This window comes from Exiguobacterium aurantiacum (assembly GCF_024362205.1).
GTDB lineage: Bacteria > Bacillota > Bacilli > Exiguobacteriales > Exiguobacteriaceae > Exiguobacterium > Exiguobacterium aurantiacum_B.
Genome location: NZ_CP101462.1, coordinates 2,565,001 through 2,578,566, shown reverse-complemented (window position 1 = coordinate 2,578,566; position 13,566 = coordinate 2,565,001). Strand labels below are relative to the sequence as shown.

11 protein-coding genes and 2 riboswitches (1 of these 13 only partly in view) are annotated in these 13,566 nt (G+C 47.8%); of the genes, 7 read left to right on the top strand and 4 right to left on the bottom strand.

The window, feature by feature from the left end:
• Positions 1-137: 137 nt before the first annotated feature.
• Positions 138-389: a hypothetical protein gene (locus NMQ00_RS13315; protein WP_255177060.1), complete on the bottom strand. Its 252-nt coding sequence runs from the start codon at positions 387-389 to the stop codon at positions 138-140.
• A 62-nt stretch (positions 390-451) separates the two neighbouring features.
• A complete protein-coding gene (locus NMQ00_RS13310; protein ID WP_255177059.1) occupies positions 452-1,129 on the bottom strand; it encodes a hypothetical protein in 678 nt (225 codons plus the stop codon).
• Positions 1,130-1,393: 264 nt separating this feature from the next.
• Here NMQ00_RS13310 and NMQ00_RS13305 point away from each other — a divergent pair, with 264 nt between their 5' ends.
• Positions 1,394-2,656: a tetratricopeptide repeat protein gene (locus NMQ00_RS13305; protein ID WP_255177058.1), complete on the top strand. Its 1,263-nt coding sequence runs from the start codon at positions 1,394-1,396 to the stop codon at positions 2,654-2,656.
• A 62-nt stretch (positions 2,657-2,718) separates the two neighbouring features.
• Here NMQ00_RS13305 and NMQ00_RS13300 read toward each other — a convergent pair whose 3' ends face one another.
• Positions 2,719-3,042: a hypothetical protein gene (locus NMQ00_RS13300; protein ID WP_131472998.1), complete on the bottom strand. Its 324-nt coding sequence runs from the start codon at positions 3,040-3,042 to the stop codon at positions 2,719-2,721.
• 196 nt (positions 3,043-3,238) lie between these two features.
• Positions 3,239-5,077, bottom strand: a complete 1,839-nt coding sequence (locus NMQ00_RS13295) for an ATP-binding protein (RefSeq protein ID WP_255177057.1) — start codon at positions 5,075-5,077, stop codon at positions 3,239-3,241.
• 258 nt (positions 5,078-5,335) lie between these two features.
• Between NMQ00_RS13295 and NMQ00_RS13290 the strand changes: the two genes are divergently transcribed.
• The 6 genes from NMQ00_RS13290 to NMQ00_RS13265 form a co-directional block, all read left to right on the top strand.
• Positions 5,336-5,941, top strand: a complete 606-nt coding sequence (locus NMQ00_RS13290; RefSeq protein WP_255177056.1) for a flavin reductase family protein — start codon at positions 5,336-5,338, stop codon at positions 5,939-5,941.
• Positions 5,942-6,114: 173 nt separating this feature from the next.
• Positions 6,115-7,068 (top strand): AAA family ATPase, encoded by a 954-nt coding sequence (locus tag NMQ00_RS13285; RefSeq protein ID WP_255177055.1) that lies wholly within the window; start codon positions 6,115-6,117, stop codon positions 7,066-7,068.
• Positions 7,065-8,132, top strand: a complete 1,068-nt coding sequence (locus NMQ00_RS13280) for a DUF58 domain-containing protein (protein WP_255177054.1) — start codon at positions 7,065-7,067, stop codon at positions 8,130-8,132. The genes NMQ00_RS13285 and NMQ00_RS13280 overlap by 4 nt, the downstream gene beginning before the upstream one ends.
• Positions 8,129-10,225, top strand: coding sequence for a transglutaminase-like domain-containing protein (locus NMQ00_RS13275; protein ID WP_255177053.1), 2,097 nt, complete (start codon positions 8,129-8,131; stop codon positions 10,223-10,225). The genes NMQ00_RS13280 and NMQ00_RS13275 overlap by 4 nt, the downstream gene beginning before the upstream one ends.
• Positions 10,226-10,264: 39 nt before the next feature.
• A riboswitch (purine riboswitch) is annotated at positions 10,265-10,365 on the top strand.
• Between the two features lie 111 nt (positions 10,366-10,476).
• Complete coding sequence (guaA, locus tag NMQ00_RS13270) at positions 10,477-12,000, top strand: glutamine-hydrolyzing GMP synthase (RefSeq protein WP_303826804.1); 1,524 nt, start codon at positions 10,477-10,479, stop codon at positions 11,998-12,000.
• 138 nt (positions 12,001-12,138) lie between these two features.
• A riboswitch (purine riboswitch) is annotated at positions 12,139-12,240 on the top strand.
• Positions 12,241-12,328: 88 nt separating this feature from the next.
• Positions 12,329-13,566: the 5' portion of an NCS2 family permease gene (locus NMQ00_RS13265; RefSeq protein WP_303825796.1), read on the top strand. 124 nt of this gene lie beyond the right edge of the window; 1,238 of the gene's 1,362 nt are visible here — the first part of the coding sequence; the start codon lies at positions 12,329-12,331; the stop codon falls past the right edge of the window.

The window sequence follows — 13,566 nt, the reverse complement described above, 5'->3', positions numbered from 1 at the left end:
TCATGTCTTCGTTATTATATAAGGAAACAAGAAAAAAATGGAGGTTAATATGTAAATTGTTTGACTTTTTTTCAAAAATATTATTTCCAACGTTTCGGAAATAAAAAAGAGACGCGCAGGGCGTCTCTTTTAAAGGATTATGCAAGGCGTGGGAAATCTTCACCGAGTGGTTTGATTGTCGATTCAACTTTTGCCAAGCGTGGGAAATCTTCACCAATTGGTTTAATCGTTGATTCAAATTTAGCGAGACGTGGGAAGTCCTCACCAAACGTTTGAATTGGTGTATCAAACTTAGCGAGGCGTGGGAAGTCTTCACCCATTGGTTTGATTGAGCTGCCTAATAGTAATACTGCTGCTGCGATGAATAACAGACCTGTAATCTTTTTCATCATGAATCCCTCCATCAAATATATTGGTGTGTTGAAAGCTACGATCTCTAGTGTAATGGTACTCAGTAGTCAGAAACTGGAGATTCTAGTAAATTATATACCGATTCTGATTGTTGGTAAATACGCGACTCCAAATCTCCTACATACTGTTGTGGCATATTCGGTTCATGCAAGATGACTTTATCAGAACCTTCTTTAGTAGAAGACGATAAAATTGGGACGTGCGCTTCTTGACTGAGTAATGTGCTACATAGAGGGGTGAGTGTGTTTTCTAATGGTTGGAAATATTCTGGGCGCCAACAAATTGACGCTTCAGGAAGAATGTATAAGATGTGTCCTTCTTGTAATAAAGCTAAACATTGACGCAAAACGCCTTGGAAATCCCGTTCTACATTTATATAACCAAATTCTTGAAAGTGTTTCTCATAGACGGTTTTTGAACTGCGCTTTAGAATAGAGAGAGACAGTTCCGGTCCGAGAATGTATAGTTTTTTATATGATCGATTTTCTTTAAGTGTTCTAGCAATCAATTGTGGCAAAGTTTGATAGTAGTCAATTTGAAAAGCGTTTAGTATAAATCCTTTAGGAGAACGCAACAATTGGGTCAAATGCTCTAGCCCCTCAAACTGACTGCGATCAGCATAGGAGTAAGACGTATTAAACAGTGGAGCTTGTTTAGATTGGAAATAAATTTTAGGTTTAATGTAATCTTCCGCAAGTAAAAAATTTAATTTTCCCATCTGATGTATACACCTCCGAAAATATAAATCCTATGATTAATTTTTAATGAATCGTTTTACCTAAAAAAACGTAAAGGTTTTTATTTACTAGTTAAATTCTATCATGATTAAAGAGTCTAACGGACTGCTACCAGTTGGGAAAATAATAGTGGGAAAACAGCAAAAATATCGTTTTTTGAAGAGGATTTTCCTGGTACGATTGTTTCTAGACTATATATATTTAAAAAAACGCTAATAATTAGGGCGAAGGGGCTATTGCTTAGGATGGAATACAACTACGGAAACCTTATAAAAATTGAGAGAATGCGTAGGAATATGAAGCAGTCAGTCTTAGCTAGAGGCATTTGTTCAATATCTTACTTAAGTAAAATCGAGAACAACCAAACTTCCGCTAGTGAAGAAGTACTAGAGATGATTTTTAAGAGGCTTGGAATTGAAGTTCCTCTTTACTATGACTTCAGCGAACAAGTTGAAAAAGTTAGGGCTGAAATTGAAGAAATATTAAGAGATGCAATTTTAACAAGAAAAGATAAAGGTAAGTTGCAGGAAGTAGAAAAGTATTTATCTAATCCCGTAGTCAATCAATCGAAGGAACTCTATATTAGCTTGCTATTGGCTTTAGCTAGATTTGATATTATGCCTGGGGGACAAAATAGGTACATTACTGAAATTGGTTGGATTGAGGAACAGCTGAATCGTGAAGCTGGCCTTAGATATACTCTAATGAAGAGTCTAAAGCTATTTAATGAGAATGAAAAAGAAAAATCACTAGAATTACTTGAAGAACTGAACGAACAACTTCCACACTCAAGTCTACCAATATGGGAAATAGCAGATATGCGATATATCATGGGCGGGATGTATTATAAATTTACAGATTACCTTCAAGCAATCGAGAATGTGAAATTTGCGCTTGATTATTTTCAAGAACATTTCTTCTTAGAAAGAATCGTTGAATGCCATATCATTATTGGGCTAGCCTTTAAACGACGAAGACGCTTTACGGAAGCATTGGCGCATTACCATAGAGCGGTAAAAGTGATAAGTGCCACAACTATGAAAGACTACTATGGAATGCTGTATAATAATATGGGTGAAATTTATTCTTCTTTAGGCGATCAAGAAAAAGCCCTTGAATACTTTATGCAAAGTTTTGATTATAAAGTAGAAGTAAAGAGTAAGCTATACAGCGTCGTGTCGTTGATTGAAGGATATACAAACTATAACAACGTAGAAGAAATACTAAACTGGTTATCCAAAGGGTACGAAATCAAAGGAGATCGAACGGGATTAGAAGAATTTGATCATCATTTTGAAATTTATAAAAATTGTTATCAAGTTCCAGATAAGCTTGAGTTGATTAAATCGCTGAAAGAAGCGGTTCACTATTTCGAAAAATATAATGATTATGTGTATATGCAAAAATACTCTCTATGGTTAGCCAGAGAACTTCGAAGTAATGGGAAGTATAAATTGGCAACCGAGTACTACGAAAAAGTCATCGATATCATGTCTCACATCGATTAACGCCTCCCCAGGCGTTCTTTTTTTGCGCAAAAAAAAGAGACGCCCGAATCGTCTCTTGTCGTTTATGGAGTGGTGAAATAATGAATCGTCCAAATCGGCTCGTTCATCAATGCCTCATCTTCCACATGACCCATTTGCACTTGTTGGAGCAAATGAATAATGTGCTTTTGTAAGTTAGCGTCGTGTGAGCCGCTCGTCAAAATCCCATCTTCACTGGCGATGATATAAAATCCACCTAATCGCAACGGAATATGATTTCTTACAATCGACACGGCAGTCTGAAGTTCAGCTTGCCCGCCCTGCAGTGGCACGTTTATATCAAAACGGCCCCATTGTTTAAAGTCGCCTACTTCTGAAAACGGTGGGTCGCGATGATCCAACTCCATGACCTCCAATCTTGTCTGTCTCTTCCTTACTAGTATAGCTCTTTTTTTAAAATTTACCTGCGAGAATAATGGGAAGGGTGTAGTGACGTTGCCTCAGGTTCTCGGTGTTACTCTTTTTCTAGATACTGTCAAAACATTCCTGCAAAAAAGAGAAGCGACGATATAAAAAACACGACCAGAATGAATCCGGCCGCGCTCATTGATGAATCGCCTCTTTTGACGTCGGGAGCTCACAAATAAAGGTGCTACCTTCACCATAAATGGATTCGACATGCAAATGTCCGTCGTGCGCTTTGGCGATCTCTTTACAGATGGCGAGACCGAGTCCTGTCCCGCCGATTTTACGACGGTCTGAGTTATCGACTCGGTAAAACTTGCCGAACAAATTCGGTAGCGCAGATGAAGGGATCCCTATCCCGTTGTCTCGAACTTTCATGACGACTTGACCTTCTAGTCGCTCTAATGAAACGAGGACGTTTCCGCCTTCTGGTGAATACTTGATGGCGTTACTCAGTAAATTACCGAGCAACTGCCGCATTCCTTCCAAGTCGGCTTCGATTTTAAAGTCTTGTCCGACATCGGCATCGAGGTGTAGATGATGCGAATCGGTCGTCTCTTGATAAAAACTGATACTATCGCGGGCGAGCTCGAGCAAATCGACCGTCTCCCACTCGAACGTCTGTTTCCCCGCCTCCATTTTTTGAAGGTCGAGGAAGTCGTTCACCAAGTAAGAGAGCCGCTTCGCTTCATCGTGAATCGTCTTCAAGTACAATTCGCGGCGGTTTGCCTTCAAATCACGCTCGAGCATCAACTCTGTGAACCCATAAATGGATGACAGTGGCGTTCTCAATTCGTGAGACACCGTCGAGACAAGCTCCGACTTCATGCGGTCGATTTCGGTCTCGGCGGTCACATCACGCAATACGAGCATCGTGCCGTGAATTTTCCCATCCCGGTAGATGCTCTCGGCATACACTTGGAGGAAGCAATCGCCTTGATCTAGTGAAATCGATAGCCCATCTTCCGGCGGTTCTTGGTCGAAAACGCGCTCGACATAACTGATGAAGAGGTCTTGTTGGTCGACACGTTCGGCAAACTGCTCGATATCAATCGACACGGCCGACAATTCTTCATAACCCGCGTATTCGAATTGGAGTTCATCGAACATACGGATAAAGGCGCGGTTGCCGACGACCGTGTCTTCTTCGTAGTTGAAGTAGAGGATGGCTTCACGCACCGAATTGATGAGCTGGGCCGTCTCTTTCCGGTCTTGTTGCATTTGGCGATAGAGTCGCGTCCGTAAGAGCGAGATAGCCAACTGATTCGCAAATGCGTTCAGTTCCGACGTTTCACTCGCGTCGAACGGCTCGTCATAACATGCCAAGTATAAGCAACCGATCATCGTCCCGTCTGACGGGTCTTTTACCGGGATGACCGTCTCGTGGATGTAGTACGGGTAGCCGTGAATCTGATCGGCCACTTTCTTCGATGTCGCCTCGAGCGATTTCGAAATCATGACGCGTTTTAACAAGAGTGACTGCACCTTCAAATCTTCTTGTTGTTCTTGCGTCATTCCTTTTGGTACGACAGAAGTGATTTCATCATCCTTAACCAGAAGCACGGCCCCGAACTCGGCCTCGGTCAACCAGACGATCTTTTCGATGACTGCAGAATAATCGAGTAATGATTCTTTCGAAGCTAGCACTTCAATCAACTCGTTACGGTATTGCAGTTTTGTCTCATTTTGTTTAGACGCCTCGAGCACCGACTGCATCTCTTCTTGCTTCGCATGCATTTTCTCGTTTTGTTCGATCATTCGTTTGATCAAGGGACGTCCAATCAATAAAATAGCAGTGATAAACATGACTAACCCGATCATCCAAACCCAACGTAGCGTAATCAGTTCGGTGGCCGAGACGTTATTGTCACGAACAAACCAAGCCCCGATGGCCGTTAAAAAGAGACTGGCGATACAGACCCCATACAGGATGCCGAGTATTTGACGACTGTTCAATTGTTCAATCCACTTGCCCATAATACGCTCTACTTCCTTCCTTAACTAAAACCAACTCCAATTCAATCGTCTTATAACGGAAATATACAAAAAGAAAAATCAGATGAACACCGAATTGCTCACGTGATGTGCCATCAAAGATTCTCTATTTAAATGTCATATCTAGACGGATATACCCCGGTTTTATAGATCTTACACATTCAAATGTGCTTCCGATTGACATGAATGAAGTGAACAGGATAGCTTGAAAGAGAAGAAATGACCAAGGGAGAGGTGCTTATGCTATCGATTGAACCTTCAGTGTTAACCGAGCGAGATACGTATAAATTTTTAATCGGGAGTGTCGTTCCACGTCCGATTGCATTCGTGACGACCCGAAACGGCGAGACGGTCAACGCCGCACCATTCAGTTACTTCAACATCGTCGCTTCCGAGCCGCCGCTGTTATCGGTGTCGGTCCAACGGAAGAACGGTATCATGAAAGACACGGCCCGTAACGCGGTCGCGACCGAAGAACTCGTCATCCATATCGTGGATGAGACGAACGTGGACCTCGTCAACGAGACGGCAGCCAATTTGGGACCGGAAGAAAGTGAGCTCGATCGGACGACGTTCACCATCACACCGAGTGACATCATTGAGACACCTGGTGTGAAAGAAGCGAAAATTCGGATGGAATGTAAATTGCATCATCACGTTCCGATCGAACATGACGGCATCGTAACAGCCGATTTATTAATTGCTCGCGTCGTCCGTTTTCACATTGACCCGACGCTCTATCAGGCCGGACGCATCGATGCGGAACAATTGGCCCCGGTCAGTCGCCTTGCTGGAAACTTTTATGCGACACTCGGCGAAACGTTTGAAATCGAACGCCCGAAATAAATGCAATGGCGCCTTCTCAAATCAGAGACAAGGCGCCTTTTTTCGGGTAAAGAATGGAAAACCGATTGGCATGATGGTTTTCTTTCACACGAGCGCTTGAATATGTCACAATAAAGTCAGAACATTCAATTTTCGAACGCGTCAGCGATTAGAGAAAAAAAGGGGAGTCGGCTATGTCTTATCGTCCAGCCATTCAATCGATCATCAATGCCATTGAGACGGTGATCGTCGGGAAAGAAGATGTCATCGCAAAAAGTTTGACTGCTTTGCTTGCCGGAGGCCATGTGTTGCTAGAAGATGTCCCGGGCGTCGGGAAAACGATGCTCGTTCGTACGTTCAGTCGCGCCATCGATTTGGATTTCAAACGCGTTCAGTTCACGCCGGACATGCTGCCGTCTGATTTAACTGGAATCTCAATGTATAACCAAAAAACAAAAGAGTTCGAGTACCGTCCAGGACCTTTGATGGGCAATATCGTTTTAGCTGATGAAATCAACCGGACTTCTCCAAAAACACAGTCCGCGCTTCTCGAGGCGATGGCGGAGCGTAGTGTGACGGTCGACGGGGAAGTCAAAATCTTACCATCCCCGTTTTTTGTCATGGCGACGCAAAACCCGATTGAACATGAAGGGACGTACCCGCTCCCAGAAGCCCAACTCGACCGTTTCCTTCTCAAAATCGAGATGGGCTATCCGTCGTTCAATGAAGAGATTTCCTTGTTGACCCGCTTCGAAAAGGCAGAGCCACTCGAGGCGCTACAAAGCGTTATCACAAAGCACGAAGTCGAACAAATGCAACGCGAAGTACGTGAGGTTCACGTCTCGAGTGCGGTCAAACAGTACATCGTCCGCTTGATTCACGAGACACGCAACGACCCGAACACGTACCTTGGGGGTAGCCCGCGTGCGACTCTTGCTCTGATGAAGGCTGCTCAAGCGTGGGCATATATCCATAACCGCGATTTCGTGTTACCGGACGATGTGAAGGCGCTTGCCGGAAGTGTGCTCGGTCACCGTATCTTGTTGACGGCGGAGGCGCGCTATAAAGGAAAGACGGCCGAGCATCTCGTCAAAGGTTGGCTCGACTCCCTTCCGGTACCGATGGATCGTGAGGTCAAAGAAGTATGAAAAATTGGATGAAGCTGTTCCTCGTGTGGGCGGCGGCATTCGGACTTTACACGTTCGCCCGGATTGAAGGGAGTATCGTCGCCTCGACACTATGGTGGTCATTTTTCGTCTTGGCTGCGTATTGGACCCTCTTTATGATTTACCCGGTCACAGCGGCCAACGTCTCGCGGCGGGTCACGACGAAACGACTCGTCTCGGGACAGACGATGGACGTAGAGCTACAAGTGGAACGAAAATATCCGTTTCTCGTCGGGATCGTCACATTAGAAGAGACACCGCCGCCGCGTCTAGCGACGTCGCCAGACGTGATTGTCACCCCGGTCGACCGCTTCTTTCGGCGCACAGAGACGGTCCATTATGAAATCGAACAGATTCGCCGAGGTATCCATGTGTTCGACCGGACGGCCCTTCATGTGCGTGACGTGTTCGGACTATTCGACCGAAAACGCACGTTGCGACTCGAGACGGTCGTCGAAGTGTCACCGGCGGAACTTCAGTTCGACTTGCCGCGTGACGAGCAAGTCGGGGGGCGTGGCGAACAATACCGACGCACTCGAACCTATACGGAAGTGGCCAACACGACGAGCGGCGTCCGAGAATACGCGGCCGGTGACCGCATCGGCCGGATCGATTGGAAGGCATCGGCTCGTCGAGGCAACTTGATGACGAAAACGTTCGACCAAGAGCAGGAGAAAAAACTCTCGCTCGTCTTTGTCCCGTCCACTTCGGCCGGGCATGAAGAAGCGTTCGAGCGCTCGTTGTCGTTACTCGTCGGCGCAATCCGACAGCTCGAACGGAAAAACTTGCCGTTTGAACTGTATGTCATCGAAGAACAGGTCCGCCTATTCCATTTGCCGGACCAAAGCGCCGAGGTCGGCCATTATTTGCTGACGGCGACACCGGAACCCGAGGGCCGCCTCGTCGAACGAGTGAAACGTAACCTGCCACAAGAAGTGGGGAATATGATTTTGATTAGCCCGCTCGAGACGAAGTGGGTGCGTGAAATCATGAACGAGACCCAAGGCAGTTATCATCTGTACACGGCAAACGAGGTGACGACATGACAATGTGGGTGAAACGGATTGTCTATACGGCGCTTGCCGCCTACTTGTTGTCGTTTTGGGTCGAGCCGATTGTCGGGAGCACGACGTTCGACGTCAATTGGCCGTTCTTGTTCTTGTTGCTCGTACCGATGTTTGCGAGTTTACTCCCTTGGTATGGCTTCATCACGGTGGTCGTCTTCAACTTCTTTGTTGTCTTATACGTGTACCACGGTAGTGTCTTGGACTGGTTTGGCCTCTGGCTAGACGATTTAAGCGGGGTGCTGAGCGGAGCTTTGCCAGAAGAGGCGATTTTCTTCTCGGCGATGGCGCTCATTGGTGTTCTATTCGCCATCTTGGTCGGGCGGACGTATCCGAGCTATGGTTTCGTCCTCGGGATGATTGTCTCGACGCTCGGATTGATGGCGTACTTTGACACGTGGACGCTTTATGACGGAGAAGGGAAGATTCTCCTTGCGATTTTAGCGTCACTCTTTTTACTCTTCGTCACCGATTTGGCGAAACGGCCGAGCAAGTCGCTCGTCCGTTATGTCAGCATCGCGCTCCTCGCATCGGTTGTGTTGGCGCTCGCGAGCGTGTCCCCGACGCTCGAAGGCGATTGGTCTGACCGGTTGACGACGAGTTTCCAAAACGCCGTGAACGATGAGGGATCAGGTAGTGGTCGAGTCGGTTATGGGGTAAACGATGAGCAACTCGGCGGGCCGTTTGAGCAAGATGACGGCATCGTCTTCATCGCCCGTGGTGTACCGGCACGCTATTGGCGCATCGAATCAAAAGAAATTTACACGGGCAAAGGCTGGGTCGAGTCCCCGGTCCTCGACTCGGACTACAACCGTGGGCAACTCGTCGACCAAGATGTCGACACGACACCGGAACAGGCGTTACTCCGATTTGACCGGCGCCAGACGTTCGTCCCGTATGGCGGAGAGTATCCGCAGGCGACCGAGACGGACAACGGCACCGAATTCCGAGTCGGGAATATCGAAGAACCGTTCCCGAACGAGACGATTCACATCCGACCGTCCGGGAAAATCGTGTTCGACAATGACGGCCAAACGACGCCGCAAACGATTCAATTGCGCTACAGTGTCCCTTCCTTCACGGAAGAGCAATTGGCGTTGAATGAGCCAGTGACGACGTTGACGGAAGAAGAGCGACAAGCATACTTGCAATTGCCGGACTCGCTTCCGGATCGGGTTCGAGATTTGTCGGCCGACATCACTTCCGACAGTGAGACGCCTTATGATCAGGCCCAAGCGGTCCAGGACTACTTCCAAACCGGGGACTTCCAGTACAATACGGAAGACGTGGCTGTCCCTGAAGAGGATACCGATTACGTCGATCAATTTTTGTTTGATACGTTGATTGGTTACTGCGACAACTTCTCGACCTCGGCTGCCGTCCTTCTCCGGGCGAGGGGAGTGCCGACGCGTTGGGTCAAAGGCTTCACGATGGGTGATGCACGCGGGATTATCCAAGGTGAAGAGGAGTATACCGTCCGGAACCGACACGCCCACTCATGGGTGGAATACTTCGTCGAAGGTGCGGGCTGGGTCCCGCTCGAGGCCACCATCAGTTTCACTGACGCCAACCTGCTTCAAATCGAGACGGAGGACGAAGCGAATGCAGAAGATCCAGCGGCCAACGATCCACAGGCGTCGCAAGACAATGAACCGACGAACCGTCCACAGGAAGATTTGGCACTCGACGATGTCACATCAGGGGAGGCGGCAACCGAGAATTGGAATATGCCGGTATGGGGTTGGATTTTAATTGTCTTCGCAGTCGCTGTTCTTGTGTGGAACCGGAAGACAATCGAACGTCTCGTGATGATGCTTTGGTGGACACGTCGCCCGTTGAATGAGAACCGACTCGTCGCCATGCATCGCTATCTCGTTAAGCGGCTTCGTGGGGCAGGTTTCAAAGTTGATGGACGCACGCCATCGGAACTCGCCGCGGAAGTCGATGCTTATTATGAGTCGACCGAAATGACGCGATTGACCCGTTTATTTGAACAGAGCATCTATGCCGAAAAAACGCCAAATTCAAAATATAAAGAATATTGGAAAATCATGATTCGCCGAATTATGAGTTGAAGTAGGCGGATGCATACAGTAAGATAGACGCATTAGTTAGATAATTGAACAGCATTCCTTCGTATATACTCGCGAATTGGCGCGAGAGTCTCTACCGGACCACCGTAAATGGACCGACTATGAAGGAGCACGTTTCGTATACACAGAAAAGGGCGTGCTTCTTCTTCGGTTTGGTGAATCCGTGGGAGAGGCTCGCTCTTTTTTTGAGAAGAAGGCAGAAAGGTGGAGGTTTTGTGAAAGTAGAACAAGAGATGATTTTGGTGCTCGACTTTGGAGGCCAGTACAACCAGTTAATCACACGTCGTGTGCGTGACCTTGGGGTATACAGTGAGCTCCATTCCCACAAGATGACCGCTGCTGAGATTCGTGAACTCGCTCCGGCGGGAATCATTTTCTCGGGTGGACCGAACAGTGTGTACGCGGAAGGCGCCTACCGCTGTGACCCAGAAATTTTCGAGCTCGGGATTCCGATTTTCGGAATTTGCTACGGCATGCAACTCATGACGCATCACTTCGGTGGACGTGTCGAGCGGGCTGCGCATCGTGAATACGGGAAAGCGACGCTCTTCTCAACACCAGAAGCCTCGGCGCTCTACAAGGGCCTCCCAGTGGAACATACCGTTTGGATGAGCCACGGCGACCTCGTCATGGAAGCTCCGCCAGGATTCATCGTCGACGGGACGAACCCATCATGTCCGGTCGCTTCGATTAAGAGCGACGACCTCAAAATGTATGGCGTCCAGTACCATCCGGAAGTCCGTCACTCAGAGTACGGGAATGACATCTTGAAGAACTTCATTTATGAAGTGTGTGGGGCCAAAGGTGAGTGGTCAATGGAAAACTTCATCGACATCGAAGTCGAGAAGATTCGTGAAATCGTTGGCGACAAGCAAGTTCTTTGCGCGTTGTCAGGCGGTGTCGACTCATCAGTTGTCGCAGCGCTCGTCCATCGTGCCATCGGTGACCAGTTGACGTGTATGTTCGTTGACCATGGCTTGCTTCGTAAAAATGAAGCGGACAGCGTCATGAAGACGTTCGCGGACGGCTTCAACATGAAAGTCATCAAGATTGACGCGCAGGAGCGCTTCATGTCGAAACTTGCCGGCGTCTCAGATCCGGAACAAAAGCGTAAAATCATCGGCAACGAGTTCATCTATGTGTTTGACGAAGAAGCGTCGAAACTTGTGGATATGGACTTCCTTGCTCAAGGTACGCTTTACACGGATATTATCGAGAGCGGGACGGATACGGCTCAAACAATCAAGTCACACCATAACGTCGGTGGACTTCCGGAAGATATGAACTTCACGTTGATCGAGCCGCTCAACACGCTCTTCAAAGACGAAGTACGTGAACTTGGGACAGAGCTTGGATTGCCAGACTATATCGTATGGCGCCAGCCGTTCCCGGGTCCGGGTCTCGGCATTCGTGTCCTCGGTGAAATCACGGAAGAGAAACTTGAAATCGTGCGCGAGTCGGACGCGATTTTACGTGAAGAAGTGAAGAAAGCCGGTCTCGAACGTGACATTTGGCAGTACTTCACGGTCCTCACACCAATTCGCTCAGTCGGCGTCATGGGCGACGAGCGGACGTATGACTATGCGGTCGGTGTCCGTGCTGTCACATCGATTGACGGAATGACTTCGGATTGGGCCCGCATCCCTTGGGATGTCCTCGAAAAGATTTCGGTCCGTATCGTCAATGAAGTCAGTCACGTCAACCGTGTCCTGTACGACATCACATCGAAGCCACCAGCAACGATCGAGTGGGAATAAAAGGCAGAGGGGGGCAACCCTCTCTGTTTTTATATGGAAAAACCGAACATTAAGTCTAAATATTTTATTTAAAATCCGTTATTACTGTTGACATTCATTTTTGACGTTGTTAAGATAAAAACGTTCTTATCATATCCGAACAATTAAAAATTATTTTGCCGTATAATATCGGGAATATGGCCCGAGAGTCTCTACGAAATCACCTTAAATGATTTCACTACGGCGAGACATAGATTGGGGACGTATGTCCCTGTATGTTTCGCGTGGGGTCTCCGGTCATCGATCGGGGACCTTTTCTCGTTTTACGGCGAGCCAAGGAGGAAAATCAATGAGCACACAGCTCAAGCAAGAACCAAATCATCAACCATCAGGAAACCGGATTGAACGTTACTTCCAATTGAACGAACTTGGGACAAACGTGAAAACAGAGCTAGTTGCAGGGTTTACAACATTCTTGGCCATGGCTTACATCTTGTTCGTCAACCCGAACGTGTTAGGTGCAGCAGGTATGGACATGGGCGCCGTCTTCGTGGCGACCGGCCTCGTTGCCCTCATCGGTTCTGTCATGATGGGCTTGTTCGCCAACTACCCAATCGCGATTGCGCCGGGTATGGGACTCAACGCCTTCTTTGCTTACAGTGTAGTCATCGGTATGGGGATCCCATGGCAGACAGCCTTATCAGGTGTCCTTGTTTCTGGTTTGTTCTTCATCGTTTTGACGCTCTCAGGTATTCGTGAAACAGTTGTCAACGCCATCCCGGGACCACTTAAAATGGCAGTCGCCGCAGGGATTGGTTTCTTCATCGCTTTCATCGGCTTGAAAAATGCGGGTATCGTCGTCGCAAACGAAGCGACGCTCGTCGGTCTCGGTTCACTTGGAACAGGGACGACACTCCTTTCGGTATTCGGTCTTGTCGTCACAGCGTTATTGATGGTTCGAAACATTAAAGGCGGCATCTTCATCGGGATGCTTTTAACGGCAATCGTTGGAATGATCTTTAATCTTGTACCGACGCCGACTGCAATCTCGGATGTCATCTCGGCACCTCCGAGCATGGCGTCGACATTTGGTCAAGCGTTCATCAACTTCTCTGACGTCTTCACTGTCCAAATGCTTGTCGTCATCTTGACGTTCTTCTTCATTGATTTCTTCGATACAGCTGGTACGCTCGTAGCGGTAGCGCGTCAAGCGGGAATCATGAAAGATAACAAAGTGCCGCGTGCGAGTAAGGCGCTCATGGCAGACTCGACAGCGACAGTAGCAGGTGCGATCTTTGGTACATCGACGGCGACGTCATACGTTGAATCATCTGCTGGTGTAGCTGCCGGTGGTCGTTCGGGATTGACAGCTGTGTTCGCAGGCCTTTTCTTCGGCCTAGCCCTCTTCTTCTCACCACTCTTGGCCGTCGTTACATCTGCAGTCACGGCTCCAGCACTCATCATCGTAGGAGTGCTCATGGCTTCGGCTTTGCTCGACATCGACTGGAGAAAGTTAGAAATCGCGATTCCTGCGTTTATGACCATCCTCATGATGCCCCTCACTTCGTCGATTGCGACGGGGATTGG

Coding starts and splice junctions, on each gene's coding strand:
- NMQ00_RS13295 (WP_255177057.1), bottom strand. CDS start 5,077: ATGGGCAAGTGGATTGAACAATTGAACAGTCGTCAAATACTCGGCATC.
- NMQ00_RS13310 (WP_255177059.1), bottom strand. CDS start 1,129: ATGGGAAAATTAAATTTTTTACTTGCGGAAGATTACATTAAACCTAAA.
- NMQ00_RS13280 (WP_255177054.1), top strand. CDS start 7,065: ATGAAAAATTGGATGAAGCTGTTCCTCGTGTGGGCGGCGGCATTCGGA.
- NMQ00_RS13275 (WP_255177053.1), top strand. CDS start 8,129: ATGACAATGTGGGTGAAACGGATTGTCTATACGGCGCTTGCCGCCTAC.
- NMQ00_RS13290 (WP_255177056.1), top strand. CDS start 5,336: ATGCTATCGATTGAACCTTCAGTGTTAACCGAGCGAGATACGTATAAA.
- NMQ00_RS13300 (WP_131472998.1), bottom strand. CDS start 3,042: ATGGAGTTGGATCATCGCGACCCACCGTTTTCAGAAGTAGGCGACTTT.
- NMQ00_RS13315 (WP_255177060.1), bottom strand. CDS start 389: ATGAAAAAGATTACAGGTCTGTTATTCATCGCAGCAGCAGTATTACTA.
- guaA (WP_303826804.1), top strand. CDS start 10,477: ATGATTTTGGTGCTCGACTTTGGAGGCCAGTACAACCAGTTAATCACA.
- NMQ00_RS13285 (WP_255177055.1), top strand. CDS start 6,115: ATGTCTTATCGTCCAGCCATTCAATCGATCATCAATGCCATTGAGACG.
- NMQ00_RS13305 (WP_255177058.1), top strand. CDS start 1,394: ATGGAATACAACTACGGAAACCTTATAAAAATTGAGAGAATGCGTAGG.